This is a genomic window from Lawsonibacter sp. (genome assembly GCF_022777125.1).
Lineage (GTDB): Bacteria > Bacillota > Clostridia > Oscillospirales > Oscillospiraceae > Lawsonibacter_A > Lawsonibacter_A hominis.
Genome location: NZ_JALFGV010000143.1, coordinates 1 through 15,842 on the forward strand (window position 1 = coordinate 1; position 15,842 = coordinate 15,842).

At 64.6% G+C, this 15,842-nt stretch carries 15 protein-coding genes and 2 pseudogenes; 10 read left to right on the forward strand and 7 right to left on the reverse strand.

Annotation, left to right across the window (positions count from 1 at the left end; all coding sequences use genetic code 11):
• Nucleotides 1–414: pseudogene (locus MR825_RS11535) on the reverse strand (IS481 family transposase); the annotation flags it as partial.
• A gap of 315 nt (nucleotides 415–729) precedes the next feature.
• Between MR825_RS11535 and rny the strand changes: the two are divergent.
• On the forward strand, nucleotides 730–2,277 hold the full coding sequence (rny, locus tag MR825_RS11540; protein WP_186908170.1) for a ribonuclease Y: 1,548 nt from the start codon (nucleotides 730–732) through the stop codon (nucleotides 2,275–2,277).
• Nucleotides 2,278–2,489: 212 nt separating this feature from the next.
• Nucleotides 2,490–3,041, forward strand: a complete 552-nt coding sequence (gene lepB, locus MR825_RS11545) for a signal peptidase I (protein ID WP_186908169.1) — start codon at nucleotides 2,490–2,492, stop codon at nucleotides 3,039–3,041.
• Nucleotides 3,042–3,131: 90 nt separating this feature from the next.
• Here the strand turns inward: lepB and MR825_RS11550 are convergent, their stop codons facing one another.
• Together MR825_RS11550 and MR825_RS11555 are read right to left on the reverse strand one after the other, a co-directional pair.
• Nucleotides 3,132–4,175 (reverse strand): PTS transporter subunit IIC, encoded by a 1,044-nt coding sequence (locus MR825_RS11550; protein WP_287880809.1) that lies wholly within the window; start codon nucleotides 4,173–4,175, stop codon nucleotides 3,132–3,134.
• A 271-nt stretch (nucleotides 4,176–4,446) separates the two neighbouring features.
• The gene (locus tag MR825_RS11555; protein WP_287880810.1) at nucleotides 4,447–5,433 is read right to left on the reverse strand and encodes a biotin--[acetyl-CoA-carboxylase] ligase; all 987 of its coding nucleotides are present in this window, start codon (nucleotides 5,431–5,433) and stop codon (nucleotides 4,447–4,449) included.
• Nucleotides 5,434–5,564: 131 nt separating this feature from the next.
• Between MR825_RS11555 and MR825_RS11560 the strand changes: the two genes are divergently transcribed.
• The 5 genes and pseudogenes from MR825_RS11560 (at nucleotide 5,565) to MR825_RS11575 (ending at nucleotide 7,716) form a co-directional block, all read left to right on the forward strand.
• On the forward strand, nucleotides 5,565–6,110 hold the full coding sequence (locus MR825_RS11560; protein WP_243204794.1) for a biotin transporter BioY: 546 nt from the start codon (nucleotides 5,565–5,567) through the stop codon (nucleotides 6,108–6,110).
• 63 nt (nucleotides 6,111–6,173) lie between these two features.
• Complete coding sequence (gene yabP / locus MR825_RS11565; protein ID WP_186908165.1) at nucleotides 6,174–6,464, forward strand: sporulation protein YabP; 291 nt, start codon at nucleotides 6,174–6,176, stop codon at nucleotides 6,462–6,464.
• 1 nt (nucleotide 6,465) lies between these two features.
• A pseudogene (yabQ, locus tag MR825_RS14430) lies at nucleotides 6,466–6,726 on the forward strand (spore cortex biosynthesis protein YabQ); the annotation flags it as partial.
• 232 nt (nucleotides 6,727–6,958) lie between these two features.
• Nucleotides 6,959–7,234, forward strand: a complete 276-nt coding sequence (locus MR825_RS11570) for a septum formation initiator family protein (RefSeq protein ID WP_186908164.1) — start codon at nucleotides 6,959–6,961, stop codon at nucleotides 7,232–7,234.
• Nucleotides 7,235–7,278: 44 nt separating this feature from the next.
• Nucleotides 7,279–7,716, forward strand: a complete 438-nt coding sequence (locus MR825_RS11575; protein ID WP_186908163.1) for a S1 RNA-binding domain-containing protein — start codon at nucleotides 7,279–7,281, stop codon at nucleotides 7,714–7,716.
• A gap of 97 nt (nucleotides 7,717–7,813) precedes the next feature.
• Here MR825_RS11575 and MR825_RS11580 read toward each other — a convergent pair whose 3' ends face one another.
• The 3 genes from MR825_RS11580 to MR825_RS11590 form a co-directional block, all read right to left on the reverse strand.
• Nucleotides 7,814–9,184 carry a penicillin-binding transpeptidase domain-containing protein gene (locus tag MR825_RS11580; RefSeq protein WP_287880814.1) on the reverse strand — a complete coding sequence of 457 codons (1,371 nt, stop codon included), beginning with the start codon at nucleotides 9,182–9,184 and terminating at the stop codon, nucleotides 7,814–7,816.
• The gene (locus MR825_RS11585; protein WP_353845884.1) at nucleotides 9,171–10,985 is read right to left on the reverse strand and encodes an FtsW/RodA/SpoVE family cell cycle protein; all 1,815 of its coding nucleotides are present in this window, start codon (nucleotides 10,983–10,985) and stop codon (nucleotides 9,171–9,173) included. Before MR825_RS11585 ends, MR825_RS11580 begins: the two co-directional genes overlap by 14 nt.
• A 166-nt stretch (nucleotides 10,986–11,151) precedes the next feature.
• Nucleotides 11,152–12,039, reverse strand: a complete 888-nt coding sequence (locus MR825_RS11590; RefSeq protein WP_186908161.1) for a LysR family transcriptional regulator — start codon at nucleotides 12,037–12,039, stop codon at nucleotides 11,152–11,154.
• 350 nt (nucleotides 12,040–12,389) lie between these two features.
• Here MR825_RS11590 and MR825_RS11595 point away from each other — a divergent pair, with 350 nt between their 5' ends.
• From MR825_RS11595 to MR825_RS11605, 3 genes are all read left to right on the forward strand, one after another.
• Nucleotides 12,390–13,664 carry an MFS transporter gene (locus MR825_RS11595; RefSeq protein WP_287880815.1) on the forward strand — a complete coding sequence of 425 codons (1,275 nt, stop codon included), beginning with the start codon at nucleotides 12,390–12,392 and terminating at the stop codon, nucleotides 13,662–13,664.
• Nucleotides 13,665–13,794: 130 nt separating this feature from the next.
• A complete protein-coding gene (gene yedF, locus MR825_RS11600) occupies nucleotides 13,795–14,385 on the forward strand; it encodes a sulfurtransferase-like selenium metabolism protein YedF (protein WP_287880816.1) in 591 nt (196 codons plus the stop codon).
• Nucleotides 14,385–14,651, forward strand: coding sequence for a DUF3343 domain-containing protein (locus MR825_RS11605; RefSeq protein WP_186908159.1), 267 nt, complete (start codon nucleotides 14,385–14,387; stop codon nucleotides 14,649–14,651). Before yedF ends, MR825_RS11605 begins: the two co-directional genes overlap by 1 nt.
• 40 nt (nucleotides 14,652–14,691) lie before the next feature.
• On the opposite strand, the gene MR825_RS11610 is transcribed toward MR825_RS11605, so the two are convergent.
• Nucleotides 14,692–15,840 carry an MFS transporter gene (locus tag MR825_RS11610; RefSeq protein ID WP_287880818.1) on the reverse strand — a complete coding sequence of 383 codons (1,149 nt, stop codon included), beginning with the start codon at nucleotides 15,838–15,840 and terminating at the stop codon, nucleotides 14,692–14,694.
• Between the last annotated feature and the right edge of the window lie 2 nt (nucleotides 15,841–15,842).

Here is a 15,842-nt window from a genome sequence, read left to right on the forward strand (position 1 = left end):
TACCGGTACCCGTTGCCCTGGATACGTTATCTGCTCATAGGGCTTTGGCTTGTAGACTGGTTTCTTCTCGGCCTGCCCCAGCTTGCGCATGACCCGGAACAGGCTCTCTGGACAGCGGGTGTAGCCTCTGAGCCGCAGACGGTGCCACAGTTCCACCATGCCCAGTTCGGGATTACGGCGGCGCATATCCCGGATCAGCTTCAGTTCTGCCTGGGTGTGTTGGTTTGGATGACTATGGGGCCGCTGGGATCGGCAGGCTAAAGAGACTGCTGTTCCATCCCAGCGGCTCTTCCAGAAGCAGATGTACGACCGGCTCTTGTTGTACTTCCTGCTGGCGCGGCTGACCCCGTAGTTCTCCGCGTATTTCATCAGGGATTGCCGATACGCCATGTCTTGTGCTATACGCTTGCTCATGAAGGATATGGCCCCCTCTCGTTACGTTGTTGTCCGCAACTTCAACTTTATCCGATGAGGCCATTTCCTTCATCCTTTTTATTCGACTGTCCAATATGTATTGTACTCTTACACCTTTTGTATTCTTCCGTACGCGAATCTTCTTGACAGGAAAGCATCGGCGACTTAAAATAGATTTGGTGTAATATTTTGAAGCGCGAGGGGTAAGCGCTTCAAATTTTGTGCGGATGGACGAGCCGTTCCGATCCGCGTGCATCATTTGATTACGATCCTACGATAAAAGAAAATCTGAAAACGGAGGTGTATTCCCAACTCATGCTGCCGTATATCCTGACGGGCGTGATTTGCTTCGTGGTCGCGGCTGTCCTGTTTTTTGTGGTTGGCGTCCAATACCGTAAGAAGGTCGCAGAAAAAGAGATCTCCAGCGCGGAGGAAGAGGCCAAGCGCATCATCAACGAATCCATCAAGAGCGCCGAGAGCAAGAAGCGGGAGGCGCTGGTAGAGGCCAAGGAGGAGATCCTGCAGGCCCGCAACGAGTACGAGCGGGAGGTCAAGGAACGCCGGGCCGACCTGCAGAAGCAGGAGCGCAGGCTCCAGCAGAAGGAAGAGACCCTGGACCGCAAGACCGACAACATCGAAAAAAAGGAAGAGACCCTGCAAAACAAGCTGGCCGAGCTGGAGACCGCCCGGGAAGAGGTCGCCACCCTCAAGAAGACGCAGATGGAGGTGCTGGAGCGCATCTCCGGCTTTACCGCCGAGGAGGCCAAGAACTACCTGATCCGCCAGCTGGCCGACGACGTGACGCACGAGTCCGCCATGAAGGTGCGGGAGATCGAGGCCCAGTTCAAAGAAGAGGCCGACACCAAGGCCCGGGAGATCCTGTCCCTCGCCATCCAGCGCTGCGCCGCCGATCACGTGGCGGAAGCCACCGTCTCTGTGGTACCCCTGCCCAATGACGAGATGAAGGGCCGCATCATCGGCCGCGAGGGCCGCAACATCCGCACGCTGGAGACCATGACCGGCGTGGACCTGATCATTGACGACACGCCGGAGGCCATTACCGTCTCCTGCTTCGACCCGGTCCGCCGGGAGATCGCCCGCATCGCCCTGGAGAAGCTGATCCAGGACGGACGCATCCATCCCGCCCGCATCGAGGAGATGGTGGAGAAGGCAAAGCGGGAGGTGGACGCCACCATCAAGGCCGAGGGCGAGCGCGCCGTGTTTGAGACCAACGTCCACGGCCTGCACCCGGAGCTCGTGAAGCTGCTGGGACGCCAGCGCTACCGCACCAGCTACGGCCAGAATGTGCTCAACCACTCCATCGAGGTCTCCCATCTGGCCGGCCTGCTGGCCGCCGAGATCGGGGCCGACGTGACCGCCGCCAAGCGGGCGGGCCTGCTCCACGACCTGGGCAAGTCCATCGACCATGAGGTGGAAGGCTCCCACGTGCAGATCGGCGTGGAGCTGGCCCGGAAGTACCGGGAGAACGAGGACATCGTCCATGCCATCGAGGCCCACCACAACGATGTGGAGCCCCGCACCATCGTGGCCTGCCTGGTCCAGGCGGCCGACGCGATCTCCGCCGCCCGCCCCGGCGCACGGAGAGAGAACCTGGAAAACTATATCAAGCGCCTGGAGAAGCTGGAGGAGGTCACCTCCTCCTTCCCCGGCGTGGAGAAGTCCTTCGCCATCCAGGCCGGCCGTGAGGTCCGCATCATGGTGGCCCCCGACAAGGTCAGCGAGGATCAGATGGTGCTCCTGGCCCGGGACATTGCCAAAAAAATTGAGGAAGAACTGGAGTATCCCGGACAGATCAAGGTCAACATGATCCGGGAGACCAAGGTCATCGAGTACGCGAAATAAGAAGCACGCAGGCTGTGAACAGGGCAGATAAGACCGGAGCGGATGAGCGCACGCCGAGGGGGCGCGAAACGCCGCCTGTTTGCGGCCGGAGCGTGATCCGGAAGCGCGCGGCGCCCGGGACCGGGCGGCGGCGCAGAACCGCCCAAAACCGCAGCAGGCGCCCTGGTAAGCACCGGGGCGCCTGTTTTTCCGAACAGCAAAGGAGGACCGCCATGGCGGCAGAACAAAAGCAGGGCAGCGTTGCACAGGAGGGCTACGAGTGGCTCCAGGTGCTGATCTGGGCGCTGGTGGCCATCGTGCTGGTGTTTACCTTTCTGGGGCGCATTACCCCGGTGGACGGCCACTCCATGGAGCCGACCCTCCGGCACGGGGATCTGATGCTGGTGCGCAGCATCGGCTATGCGCCGGAGGCCGGGGATGTGATCGTGCTTACCAAGAAATTTGACGCCGCCGACGGACCCATCGTCAAGCGGGTAGTGGCTGTCGGCGGGCAGACGGTGGAGATCGACTATGACGCCGGGGCGGTCTATGTGGATGGACAGGCGCTGGACGAGCCCTACCTCAAGGAGGCCATGCGGGAGCCCTGGTATGAAAACAGCGCCTGCGTTACGGTACCGGAGGGTTCCCTCTTTGTCATGGGGGACAACCGCAACGGCTCCAACGACAGCCGGGACGTGACCCTTGGCACGGTGGACGAGCGCTATGTGCTGGGCAAGGCGGAGCTGGTGTTCTTCCCCTTCCGGGATTTTGGAACGATTGATTGAAACGCCTGCGCCGGTGGACCTAAGGTCCACCGGCGCAGGCGCTTTGCAACTGAAATGGAGAAACGGCCGGGGGTTCCAAAGGGACCGCAGTCAGTTCAGCGTCAGGTCCCCCTCGCGGATCCAGCCGATCTTTCGGAACAACAGGCCGAAGCCCCAGCAGACCACGGCGGGCAGAAGAACGCTGATCAGGAGCAGTCCCGCCCAGTCAAGCAGGGTGATCGCCCGCCCGCCGGCCACCCAGCCGGAGTAGACGCCGATCTGGCCTACCAGACCGCAGGTCCCCATGCCCGAGGAAATGGCGGGGCCGTTCATCTCCAGATGGAAAAGGCAGGTGGCGATGGGGCCGGTCACGGCGGAGGTCAGAATGGCGGGCAGCCAGATGCGGGGATTGCGGACGATATTGCCCATCTGGAGCATGGAGGTGCCCAGTCCCTGACTCACCAGGCCGCCCCAGCGGTTTTCCCGAAAGGAGAGGACCGCAAAGCCCACCATCTGGGCGCAGCACCCCGCCACGGCGGCGCCCCCCGCCAGGCCAGTGAGGCTCAGGGCGTGGCAGATGGCGGCGGAGGAGATGGGCAGGGTAAGAAAAATGCCCACCAGCACCGATACGACGATCCCCATCAGGAACGGCTGCAGCTCGGTGGCCCACATGATGAGCTGCCCCAGGGCAAGGGCGAGCGCGCCGATGGGGGCGGCGATGAGCATGGAAAGACCCGCGCCTGAGAGGATGGTGACCAGGGGGGTGACGAGGATGTCCACCGGCGTCTCCTTGGAGACCAGCTTTCCCAGCTCGCAGGCCGTTACGCTCACCGCCAGCACGGCCAGCGGCCCACCGGCGCCCCCAAGCGCATTGGCCGCCCAGCCTACCGCCGCCAGCGAAAAGAGCACCAGCGGCGGGGCCTGAAGGGCAAAGCCGATGGAGATGGCCATGGCCGGACCGGACACCGCCTTGGCAAACGCGCCGATCTCCACCAGCCAGGCGGCCCCCAGCTGGCCGCCCAGGGTATCCAAAATGGTGCCGATGAGCAGGGACGCAAACAGGCCCTGCGCCATCGCCCCCAGAGCATCCACGCCGTACCGCCTGGCGGAGACGACCACATTTTTTCGCTGCAGAAAAGACTTCCAGGTTCCCATGGCAATCCCTCATTTCCGATCTGAAGTCAATAGGACAATATATGTGTCAAGACACATATATTGTCCTATTATAGCGAACGGATCAAAAATGTCAAGGCATTACCGCATCATTCAACACGTGCGGATCGGCGCGAAAATTTGTGCCGCAAAAAGGCGCGGAACCGCAGGAATACTTTTTGTATTGCAAGGTTTTGCAACGCATTTGTGGGGCAGATTGGCCGCCAAGACGTGCGTGGGGAATTGTGCGGTGATGCCTCAAGTCCTTCCGGCCCTATCCATAGCCCAAAAGGCCCCGGACGGAGACCTCGCCGGAGGAAAGCGCCTCTTGCTCCCCGTTGTCCCAGCGGACCAGCAGCGCAAAATCCTCGTTCACCGCTTCGGCGGTCCCCGTGCGGACCTGGCCGGGACGCAGTACCCGGACCGCTCGCCCCGCCGTCACGCACAGCGCGCGGTAGCGCGCCAGATAGTCCGCCTTTTGCGCCGGAAAGGCCCGGTACAGGTCATCCAGGGCGGAGAGCACCTCTGCCGCCAGTTGGGAGCGGCGGGGGGCCTGCCCCAGGGCCTGGGCCAGGGAGATGGCGACCGGGGCCACCTCCGGGCCGAAGTCGGCCGCGTCCTGGCTCACGTTGATCCCCACGCCCACGATCACATGCCGCAGGGCGGCGGTCTCTGCCTCCAGCTCCAGTTCCGTGAGGATGCCGCAGAGCTTTCTGTCCTCCAGCACGATGTCGTTGGGCCACTTGATCCCGGCGCGGACGCCGCAGCAGCGTTCCAGCGCCCGGCAGACCGCCACCGCCGTCCAGGCCGTGAGCATCCCCGCGTCGGCCAGCACGCATTGGGGCCGCAGCAGCACGGAGAGGTAGAGCCCCTTTCCGGCGGGAGAGACGAACGAGCGGCCCAGCCGCCCCCGGCCCCCGGTCTGTTCCTGGGCCAGCACCGCCAGGCCGTCGGGGGCGGTATCGGCGCGGCGCTTGAGCTCATTGTTGGTGGAATCTACCGTGTCCAGACAGAGCAGCGCCGCCCCCACGGTCCGGCCGGCCAGCGCCCCGGCCAGTTCCCCGGGCGAGAGCAGGTCCGGAGAGTCCTCCAGCCGGTAGCCGCGGTGGGGCGCGGAGGAAATGACGTAGCCCTCCTGCCGCAGCGCCTCCACGGCCTTCCACACCGCCGCCCGGCTTACCCCCAGCGTTCGGCTCATTCCCTCGCCGGAGCAGGGAGCATCCCCCGCCTTCAGCAGCGCCAGCACCTGATCCCGCAGCACAGCGCCGCCTCCTTTCGTTTTTTTGTATCGTATCAGAGAAACTGGGTCCTGTCAACTTATCGGAAGTGACAGTTTACAATTGACAAAATGTAAACTAAAATATAAAAAAGGTTTACAATGGAGGGATGAAAATGAGGAACCATACCCGTATGCTGATCCTGTGCGCCCTGTTTGCCGCGCTGACCGCCGTAGGCGCCTTCCTGCGCCTTCCGGCAGGGGCCATGTCCATCACCCTGCAGTTTTTCTTTACCGCCATGGCGGCCCTGCTGTTGGGGCCCAGGTGGGGCGCCCTGTCCCAGATCGTTTACGTGGCGCTGGGATTGGCGGGCCTGCCGGTGTTTACCCAGGGCGGCGGTCCGGGATATGTGTTTCAGCCCAGCTTCGGCTTTCTGCTGGGGCTTATTCCGGCGGCCTGGGTCATGGGAAAGCTGGCGGGAGACGGAACGCGGCCCTGGCGGACGGCGCTGGCCTGCGCGGCGGGGGACGGCGTGCTTTACCTGGTGGGCATCCCCTACATGTACCTTATTTTCAACGGCTACCTGGGCCGGGGCATGTCCCTGTCCGCCGTGCTTTGGGCGGGCATGCTGGTTTACCTGCCCGGCGACGCGGTGAAGATCGCGGCCGCCGCGCTGCTGGCAAAGCCGCTGCTCCGCGCCCTGCCCCGGCAGCAGGCGTAATATCCTGCCCCCCTGTCCCATATACATCAATGAGATCATAACGGGAAAGGTGGGGTCATCTGAATGCCGTATGAGGAGAACAGGACCCGGGCCGAGGCGGCCCATCACATCGTTTTGGAAGAGCGGGAGCAGCTTTCCGTCTCCGGCGTGGAGGAAGTGGAGAGCTTCGACGAGAATACCATCGTCATGTACACCAGCCGGGGCACCCTGATCGTCCGGGGCCAGGGGCTGCACATCGAAAAGCTGAGCCTGGACGGGGGAGACCTGAAGGTGGAGGGGGACATCGATTCCCTGACGTACGAGGATTCCGGACGGGAAAAGGCCGGGGGCCTGCTGGCCCGCCTGTTCCGCTGAGATGGAGATCTCGGTCTCCGCCCAGGCTGCCCTGCTGGCCGGAGCGCTGCTGCTGGGAGCGGCGGTGGGGCTGCTGTACGACTTTTTCCGCATCCTCCGCGTCCGTATCCCCCTGAAGCTGCTGGGCGCCCTGCTGGATTTGGTGTTCTGGCTGGCGGTCACCGCGGCCCTGTTTGTCTATGCCGTCGCCGCCGGAGACGGGGCGGTGCGCATCTACCTGGTCTTGGGCGTGTTGGGGGGCGCTACGGTCTACTTCTTGCTGCTCAGCCGCTGGGCCCTCAAGCTGGGCTACCTGCTGGCAGATTTTCTGGGGGTGTTGTGGCGCCTGGCCACACTACCGGTTGTGGCCGCAGGACGTCTATGCAAAAAAATCGGAAAAAGAGCAAAAAAAACCTTCCATTATCGGCGCAAGTGGTATAAAATAAAGCTGATACCTAGGGAAATGGAAGAAGCGCACCGGCAAAATGCCGACGCGGCGGCAGGAGGGAAGGGCCATGAAAACCAAAAAAGCGTCCATCCTGACCAAGCTGGTGGTCCTGGCCCTGCTCATCGGCGTGGCAAGCGCCCTGCTGAACCTGCGGGGGCAGATTCAGCAGGCTCAGTCCGACCTGACGCAGGCCCAGGCGGAGGTAGCCGCCCAGAAGCAGGTCAACGCCGACTTGGCAGACGCCGTGGAAAACAGCGGCGACCCCCAGCGGCAGGCTGATATCGCCCGCAGCAAGCTGGGGCTGGTGGAGCCGGGCGAGTATGTCTTCTATTTCACCAATTAGTGCGTTTACCCCGCGCAGATTGATAAGGAGGATATGTCTGTCAGATGGAGTTCGGTGTTGGTTCGGTTGTAGAGGGGAAGGTCACAGGCATCACAAAGTTCGGCGCTTTCGTCGCCCTGCCGGAGGGCAGGTCGGGTTTGGTGCATATCTCTGAGATCGCCTACTCCTACGTAAATGATGTAAAGGATCATCTTAAGGAAGGGCAGCAGGTCAAAGTCAAGGTCATCGGCATCGACGAAAACGGCCGCATCAACCTCTCCATCAAAAAGGCAATGGATCCCCCGCCCCGTCCGGCGGGTCAGGGCCGCCCCATGGGCCGCCCGGCGGGCCAGAGCGGCGGCGGCTTCCGCGGCAAGAGCGCTCCGGCGGAGCCGGCCACCTTTGAGGACCGGCTCAAGCAGTTCATGGCCTCTTCAGACAGCAAGCTGTCCGAGCTGCGCCAGGCGGAGCGGCGCAATTCCCGCAGGGGCGGGCGCAAGTAAACGCCCTTTCCCGGCGGCACAGACCGAAAACGAGAAACGGGACCAACCTTCGGGTTGGTCCCGTTTTTGAGGGCAAGCGGAGCCGGCCGGGAAAGGGTCAATACCCGTTGACCAGCGCGTCCAGCACCTGGGCGGCCACGGAGCCCGCCGTATCCGCGCCGGAGCCGCCGTTTTCCACCAGCACCACAAAGGCGTAGGGCGTATCCGTCCCCCGCAGGAATCCGGCGAACCAGGCGTGGGGGTTGCCGCCACCCACTTCCGCCGTACCGCTCTTGGCGCACACGTCCATATTGGGGAAGCGGCCGGCCCCATAGGTCTCGGTCACGTTGCGGTGCATCATCTCGGCCAGGGTGGCCGCTGTGGCTGGGGCGACCAGGGTGCCGGTGCTCTTTCTGCGGTAGAAGCCGGAGGGCAGTCCCAGGGCGTTTTCCGTCTTGAGGACGAGCTGGGGCGCCGCCGCGCTTCCCCCGTTTGCGATGGCTCCCATGTAGACCATCAGCGCGCAGGGGTTGACCAGGTCGTCCCCCTGCCCCACGCCGGCCCAGCCCAGCGCCCCCTGCGAAAGGCCGCTGAAGGCAAAGCTCCCGGCGGCGGTATTCAGGCCGCTGACGGAATAGCGCGCCGTCAGGCCCGCCTGCCGGGTGTAAGCCTCCAGCACCGCGTCCCCCAGCTCGGCGGCCAGAAGGGCGAACACTCCGTTGCAGGAGCTGGAGAGCGCTGCGTAGATATCCAGCTCCCCGTGCGCGTGAGGACAGGTGACGGCCTCACCCGCCACGTCGGTGGAGCCGGTACAGGTCCAGGTGCGCGTGAAGAGATCGGGAATGTTCTCAATGGCCGCGGCCAGAGTAATGGTCTTATACACCGAGCCGGGCACAAACGTACCGGACAGGAAGCGGTTGAGATAGACTCCGTCGTAGGCGGGATCGTCCTCCACATGCTCCGGGGGATCCAGGGGATCGAAGGAGGGGGCGGAGACCATGCACAGGACTTCCCCCGTCTGATAGTTGTACACGCCCACGGCCCCCTTGCGCCCGCCCAGCGCCTGATAGGCGATGTAGTTGAGCCGGGCGTCCAGGGTCAGGTACAGGTCGTTGCCCCGGCCCAGGGGGGAGTAGGCCCCGGTGAGCAGGTTGTAGCCCGAAAGCCGGTCGGCAAAGGCGGTCAGGGCGCCGGTGCCGATGTTGCCGCCCCGGTCCCCCACTGCATGGAGGGTGGCTTTCCGTACCGTGGCGTTTTCGTAGTAGGCGCGCCGCCCGGCGCCGTCCACCCAAGAGAGCACGTCGCCGTCCCGGTCCAGCACCCGGCCCACGGCCAGCTCCCCGCTGGAGTTGAACAGATGCCGGTTGGCGGCGTAGGAGGCCCAGCGCCCGCCGTTCAGCGCCCAGCGCCCCACATACAGCGCCAGCCCCGCGATCAGGGCGGCGGCCAGGAGCAGGCACAACAGGGCCCGGCGTTCAATCTTCTTCATCATCCGCCTCCTGTTCCCAGCCCTCCGTGCCCCGGGGGGCCAGCGCCGCACCCCGGCGGTCCTCCCGCCGGGAAGGCAGGCGGATGGCAAAGCTGGCGTTCTGGCGGGTGTCGGTGGCTTTCAGAAAGGCCAGCAGGCCCCAGGAAGCCAGCATGGACGATCCGCCGTTGGACACGAAGGGAAACGTGACCCCGGTGAGGGGCAGCAGGTCCACCGCGCCGAACACGTTCAGGCAGGTTTGAAAGACCATCATGGAGGTGGCGGCGCAGGCGGCGATGGTGTAAAAGCTGCTCCGGCCCGCCCGGCAGGCGCGCACGGCGAAGACCGCCAGTGTGAACACGGAGAGCACCGCCAGCGCCGCGATGATCAGGCCCCACTCCTCACAGAGCATACCGAAGACCAGATCGGTATCCGCGGCGGCCACCCGGTGGAGCCAGCCCTCCCCGGGCCCCACCCCCACCAGACCGCCGGAGGCGGCGGCCGACATGGCGCGGGTCTGCTGGTAGCCCCCGGCGGAGGCGTTCTCCCAGGCGTGGCCCCAGGTGGCAAAGCGCCGGAGGATATAGGGCTTGAGGGAGAGCATGGTGAGCACGGCGAACACGCCGCCGCCCGTGATCAGGGACAGGGTGGCGAAATCACCGGAGCGGAGATAGGCGATGACCAGGAAGGTTACGAAAAAGATGGCGGCGGTGCCGAAATCGCTCATCAGGGCCAGACAGCCCAGGCACACGCCGGTCAGGACGATGAACAGGCCCAGGTTCCGCTTGCGGAAGAGCCGCTCCAGCGTGGCCGAGCCGGCAAAGATGTAGCAGATCTTGGCCAGCTCCGAGGGCTGGAGGGAGAGCGCGCCCAGCCGGATCCAGTTGGCCGCGCCGTACTGAGGGGCGGATCCCAGCACCAGGGTGACGGATACCAGGCCGATCGCGGCGGCGGCCATGAGCCAGCGGATGTGCTTGGCCCGCTCCAGATCCCGCAGAAAAACGCCCAGTATCAGGAAGAGGACCAGGCCCAGCAGCAGGGCGAGAAATTGCTTGAACAGCGCCGACGGCGCGGAGGAGGCGGTGATGGCCAGGGACAGGGTGGACAGGAAGAACGCGATGGTCTCCATCTCGAACCCCACCCGCCGCAGCAGGCGCATGGTGAGAAAGTAGAGCCACATCACCAGCGAGAGGCAGAGAAAGGCGCCGGGAAGGTTGAGCGTGGCCTGCGCCCCGGCGGAGAGGATCAGCTGCAGCGCGCACAGCACCTGAAACACCGTCAGCAGCACCAGCCCCAGCCAGGGAGAGGCGGGCTTGGCAGCACGGCGGCGGTGGCGGCGCTGGGCCTTTTCCTCCGGAGACACGGGCAGCAGCACGGTCTCCACCCCGCCCAGGCCCAGAACGTCTCCGTAGGCCACCGGGGCGCTGCCCTCCACCGCCGCGCCGTTGACGGTGACGCCGCCGGTGGAGCCCAGGTCGTGGACCGTCCAGGTGTCGTCCTCGCGGCGGATCAGGGCGGCGTGCTGGCGGGAGACCACCGGATAATTCAGCACCACGTCGCAGGCGCCGCCCCGGCCCAGGATGTTTTCCCAGTGGGTCAGGGGCTCCCCCGACCCGTTGGGCAGGGTCAGGTAGGCCCAGACCTCCGGCAGATGGGGCACCGTCAGCAGGGAACGGATGGAGCGGATAAGGATCAGCAGAGCCAGTACCGGGAACACGAAGCGTACGATAGACGTAAACCAGCCGCACAGCTGCGGGTTGGCCGCCAGCCAACCGGTCAGCGCGTCCATCCACTGCTGGGGCAGGGCAAACAGCGCTTCCATCCGGACCCCCTCCTTTCCCTGAGCGGTGCAAAGCGGCCGTTTACCGCATAAAACGCCGCGGGCTTCCCAAAACCGGTTTGCTTTTTTGAATGTTGTTTGATTATAACACAGATACGGTGGATAAAAAAGCGGAAGCCGTCCGGCTTCCGCTTTTTTTACGAAATCTTCATTTTTTCGCCAGGAAGTCCCGCACCGTATCCACCAAAAGCGGCAGGGACGGATTGGCGCTGCCCCGCCGCCAGCTCAGGCTGTGGCTGGACAGCGGCACGCCCACCAGGGGGACAAAGGTCACCCGGCCGCGGGTCAGATACTCGAAGTCGTTGGTCAGGGTACTGATCCCCAGGCCGCAGGCCACCAGCATCAGCAGGGTGGGCACATGGCCCACCTCCGCCACGATCTCCGGCACGAAGCCGGCTTCCGCCGTGATCCGCCAGAGAAAGTCGTGTCCGGGCTGGGAGGCGGAGCGGGCCATGGCGATAAACTTTTCCCCCTTCAGATCCTCCATCCGCAGGCTGCGCTCCAGGGCCAGGGGCGAGTGGGGCGGGACCACCACGCACTGGTGGTCCCGGCGCAGCACCAGGCTCTCCACCTCCGGCGGCATCGCCTCGGAGCCGAAGTTGAAAATGGCGTCCAGCTCCCCGTCCAAAAAGCGCCGGATCAGCTGGGAGTGGCTGTATTCCCGCAGGAGCAGGCGTACCTCGGGATAGCGCCGCTCCATGGCCTGATAGATGTCCACCGCCTCGGGATGAAACGCATCCCGCAGGATGCCCAGGGTGAGCGTGCCCGCGTACCCCTTCTGGGCCAGCTGGGCGGCGCTGACGCTGCGGCGGTAGCCGTCCAGAATGGCGGGGCACTCCCGCAGGAACGCCTCCCCCGCCGGGGTGAGGGACACCCCCCGGGAATTGCGGTGAAAGAGCTGGACCTCCAGCTCCTTTTCCAGGGCCGCGATCAGCCGGCTCAGGGCAGGCTGCGCCATGAACAGGTCGTTCGCCGCCTGCGTAAAATTGAGCCGCTGTGCCAGGACCAGAAAGCTCTCGATCTGTTCCAAGTTCATCCGTACACACCTCGTCTCCTGCGTTGTTTGCTTCAGTATAGCAGATTTTTCGGGGGGTGTCATGGCTTTCTATGTAAAATCGGAATGGCAGCTATGCTTTTTTCGTTATAGAATCGGCGCATTGCTGAAATCCCGGGGCCCCATTTTGCCCTTTTACACAAAAAAGCCGTCCGGGTGGCGCAAAACGAGGGGGAAGAGGGGGCCCGCACAGCCGGTCAAGCATTTTCCGTATGGGAGCCATACGGAATCGGTATTTTACGTCTGCCGCCGCCTGCGATAAAATACAGGCGTTTACGGGCGGTGTGGGAAGAAGCCGCCCGGAGGTCTACGAATAAAAGGAGGAATCTGGTTTGAACGCACAAAATAAAACCACCAAGGTCACTGCCAACTTTGGCGCCAAGGGCTGGCTGCTGATGCTCTTTTCCTTCGCGTGCATCTTCATCGACAGCTCTCTGATCAACGATTCCCTGAACGTTACCCGCGAGGTGTTCGCCGGCACCACCGGCATGAACTACGGGGTGTTGTCCATGTTCTCCACCGTGGGCGGCTGGATCGCCGTGGCGGGCGGCGTGCTCTGGGGCTATATCGGCGCCAAGAAGTCCGCCCGTTTTGCCTGGACCTGCTCGCTGGCCATCACCGCCATCGCCTGCTTCGCCTGGGGCTACGCCGCCAACTACGTGGTGTACTTCGTCTGCGTGTCCGTGGCCATGGTGGGCGGCATGGGCTTTGCCTACATTGCCAACGGAAACGTCATCGGCAACTGGTTCCCCAAGAAAAAGGGCCTGGTCATGGGCTGGGTCACCATTGGCTTCCCTCTGTCCGCCGCTACCACCACGGCCCTGGCCTCCATCCTGGTCGGCATGGGCGGCACCCGCGCCGTCTATACCTTCTACGGCGTCGCCTGCACGGTGCTGGCCGTGCTGTGCGCCGTCTTTGTGCGGGACTATCCCGAGCAGGCCGGCGCCTTCCCCGACAACGACCGATCCTTCGACAAGGTGCAGGCGGAGCAGGAGCTCAAGGCCGGCCTGGAGTACATGAAGACCTCCCCCTGGACCCCTGGGAAAATGCTCTCCTACAAGCGCACCTGGATGGCCGGCTTCTCCCTGGGCGTCATGGAGCTGCTGTCCCTGGGCATCATGACCAACTTCTTCGCCCGCCTGTCCAGCATTGGCTACCAGCCCGGTGAGATCATCGGCATGCTGGCCATCGCCGGGATCGCCGCCTGCTTCGGCAGCCCCCTGTGCGGCGTGCTGGACGCCAAGGTGGGTCCCAAGAAGGCCATCATCATCACCTTCGGCATCGGCGTGGCTTCCCTGATCCTCAACCTGACCGGCATCCGCGCCTGCATCTACCTGTCGCTCCCCTTCCTGGCCCTGATGCTGGGCGGCGCGTCCAACTACCTGGTGTCCTTCACCAGCACCGTCTGGGGCCGCTATGACTTCCCGCTGGCCTACAAGGTGCTCAAGCCCATCGTGGCCGCCATCGGCGCCGTCGGCGTTTCCCTGGTCGCCATCATCGGCGAGGCTTCCTCCTACGCCACCGCTTACGCGGTGCTGGCTGTTCTGGCCGTCGTGGCCGCCGTCGTCATGGCCGTCACCAAGGACGACTTCGTGGGCCGCAACTAAACGGGCTGTTTCCGCCGAAACCCTCTGAGGGGCGCTGCCATTCGGGCAGCGCCCCTTTCGTTTGCTTGACAGGGGGAATGCGGCGGTTATAATGAGAGGAGAAGCAGATACGGAACGGAGATGCATGGATATGAAAATGATCGACGCCAGAGGAAAAAACTGTCCCATCCCGGTAGTCCTGGCCCAGAAGGCCATCGCTGCCGGCGAGACGGCCTTTACCGTCCGGGTGGACAACGCCGCCACCGTGGAAAACCTGAAGCGTCTGGCGGAAAGCAGGGGCTATCAGGCACATCCCGTAGGGGACGGGGAAGGGTTTGCCGTGACGTTTGCCGCCTCCGGCACGCCGACGGCGCAGGCGGCAAGCCCTTCCCAACACGCCGCCGCCGGGGATTGGACGGTCTTCGCAGGCCGGGACTGCATCGGCGACGGGGACCGGGAACTGGGGAGCAGCCTGATGCGCATGTTCTTTTATACCCTCACCCAGGGAGACGAGCTGCCCGGAACGATCCTTTTTATGAATGCGGGGGTAAAGCTGCCCACCCTGGACGCCCAAGTGGCGGAGCACCTGAACGCTCTGCAGGAGCGGGGGGTAAAGGTGCTGGTATGCGGCACGTGCCTGAACTTCTACGGCTTGGCCGATCAGTTGAAGGCGGGCACGGTGAGCAATATGTATGATATCGTGTCCTGCATGGCCCGCTCCGCCAAGGTGGTCACCCTCTGATGGACTATGTTATGGCCGCATTTTCCTCCACCTATGCCGCCCTGCTGGCCCAGCGTGCGGGAGCGGAGGTCGCCGCGGTCCAGGTCATGCCCGTGCTGCGGGAGGTGTCCCAGGGCTGCGGCATCGCCCTGCGCCTCCCGCCTGAGGCACTGGAGCGGGTGCGCGGCGCGCTGGCCGCCTGCGGGCTGAAGCCGGAGGAGTACGCCTTTTACGCGGTTTCGGGGCAGGGGGATGCGCGGTCGGTTCGGCTCCTGCCCGGCGGTTAGTCCCGCCGTGCCGGGGAGACCGGGAGCGCGGCCGCGGGCCTCAGGATGCAGGCTGGCCTGCGCCTGCCCCGAACAGCACCAGAGCGGCGGCGCAGCAGGCCGCGCCCAGCAGCAGCGCCCGCTCCACGCCCTGGCCGGCCAGCGCCCCGAAGGCGGGGTAGAGACACATGCTCCCCACGTCCATGAGCATGGCGTTGCAGGAGAGCTGGGCGGCCCGCCCCGTCGGGTGGGCGCGCTCGTTCTGGATCGACAGGGACAGGGGCGTCAGCAGGGACTGTACGGCCCGCAGGGCCGTGACCCCCAGCACGGCGGCGGCGGGGGCGGGAGACAGGACCGGCAGCAGGCAGGCTGCCGTTCCCGCGGTCAGGAGGGCCGCCGCCGCCCTCCGCTGCCCCAGACGGCGGGACATCCGATGGGAGAGGCCCCCCAGCAGGCCCGCCGCCGTCATGGCGGCGTGGAGGGCGCCGAACCACTGCTGGGGGATGCCCGCGCGTGTATAGAGGAGCGGGCTGAGAAAGACGGTGACGCTCTGGCCGGTCTCTTCCGCCAGGCAGAAGGCCAGCAGCACCGGGGCGAGGGCCAGGGTGCGCCGGGCCGCCTGGGCAAAGGACAGGGGCTCCGCCGTCCGGGTCTGGGCGGCCCGCTCCCCCTCCGGCTCGGCCAGGCCCAGGGTGAGCAGGGCGGCGGCCGTGTAGGAGCCGACCGTGAGCAGGGCGGCCAGGCGGTAAGTTCCGCCCCAAAGGGGCCAGGACAGAGAGGCCGCCAGCACCCCCAGCGTCTGCACTGCCTGGCTCAGGGCGTAGGCCCTGCGGTGCCCGCCGTCCCGGCAGCAGGCGAACAGGAAGGCGCTGTCGCATCCGGACAGGCCGGACAGGCTGACTGCCAGCAGCGCCCGCTCCGCCAGAAAGGCCCCGAAGGTCTCCGCGCGCCAGAAGACTACCTTGGATGCGGCGAAGACGAATGCGCACAGTACGATGGTGCGCCGGTGCCCCAGCCGGTCGGCCAGCCACCCCCAGGGCAGTTCCAGAAGGAGCATCAACGCCAGGGAGAAGCTTTCGATCCCTCCGATCTGTACCAGATCCAGACCGCTCTCCTGCCGGTAAAGGGTGGCCACAGGACTGTAAAAGACCATGCCCTGCAAAAAAAGAACAGCAAAAAGGAGCGCAATATTGCGCTGATTCCGAATCATAA

Bases quoted from the DNA above. Each gene is read 5' to 3' on its own strand.
- rny (WP_186908170.1), top strand. From the start codon at position 730: ATGCTGCCGTATATCCTGACGGGCGTGATTTGCTTCGTGGTCGCGGCT.
- lepB (WP_186908169.1), top strand. From the start codon at position 2,490: ATGGCGGCAGAACAAAAGCAGGGCAGCGTTGCACAGGAGGGCTACGAG.
- MR825_RS11550 (WP_287880809.1), bottom strand. From the start codon at position 4,175: ATGGGAACCTGGAAGTCTTTTCTGCAGCGAAAAAATGTGGTCGTCTCC.
- MR825_RS11560 (WP_243204794.1), top strand. From the start codon at position 5,565: ATGAGGAACCATACCCGTATGCTGATCCTGTGCGCCCTGTTTGCCGCG.
- yabP (WP_186908165.1), top strand. From the start codon at position 6,174: ATGCCGTATGAGGAGAACAGGACCCGGGCCGAGGCGGCCCATCACATC.
- MR825_RS11570 (WP_186908164.1), top strand. From the start codon at position 6,959: ATGAAAACCAAAAAAGCGTCCATCCTGACCAAGCTGGTGGTCCTGGCC.
- MR825_RS11575 (WP_186908163.1), top strand. From the start codon at position 7,279: ATGGAGTTCGGTGTTGGTTCGGTTGTAGAGGGGAAGGTCACAGGCATC.
- MR825_RS11580 (WP_287880814.1), bottom strand. From the start codon at position 9,184: ATGAAGAAGATTGAACGCCGGGCCCTGTTGTGCCTGCTCCTGGCCGCC.
- MR825_RS11585 (WP_353845884.1), bottom strand. From the start codon at position 10,985: ATGGAAGCGCTGTTTGCCCTGCCCCAGCAGTGGATGGACGCGCTGACC.
- MR825_RS11590 (WP_186908161.1), bottom strand. From the start codon at position 12,039: ATGAACTTGGAACAGATCGAGAGCTTTCTGGTCCTGGCACAGCGGCTC.
- yedF (WP_287880816.1), top strand. From the start codon at position 13,795: ATGAAAATGATCGACGCCAGAGGAAAAAACTGTCCCATCCCGGTAGTC.
- MR825_RS11605 (WP_186908159.1), top strand. From the start codon at position 14,385: ATGGACTATGTTATGGCCGCATTTTCCTCCACCTATGCCGCCCTGCTG.
- MR825_RS11610 (WP_287880818.1), bottom strand. From the start codon at position 15,840: ATGATTCGGAATCAGCGCAATATTGCGCTCCTTTTTGCTGTTCTTTTT.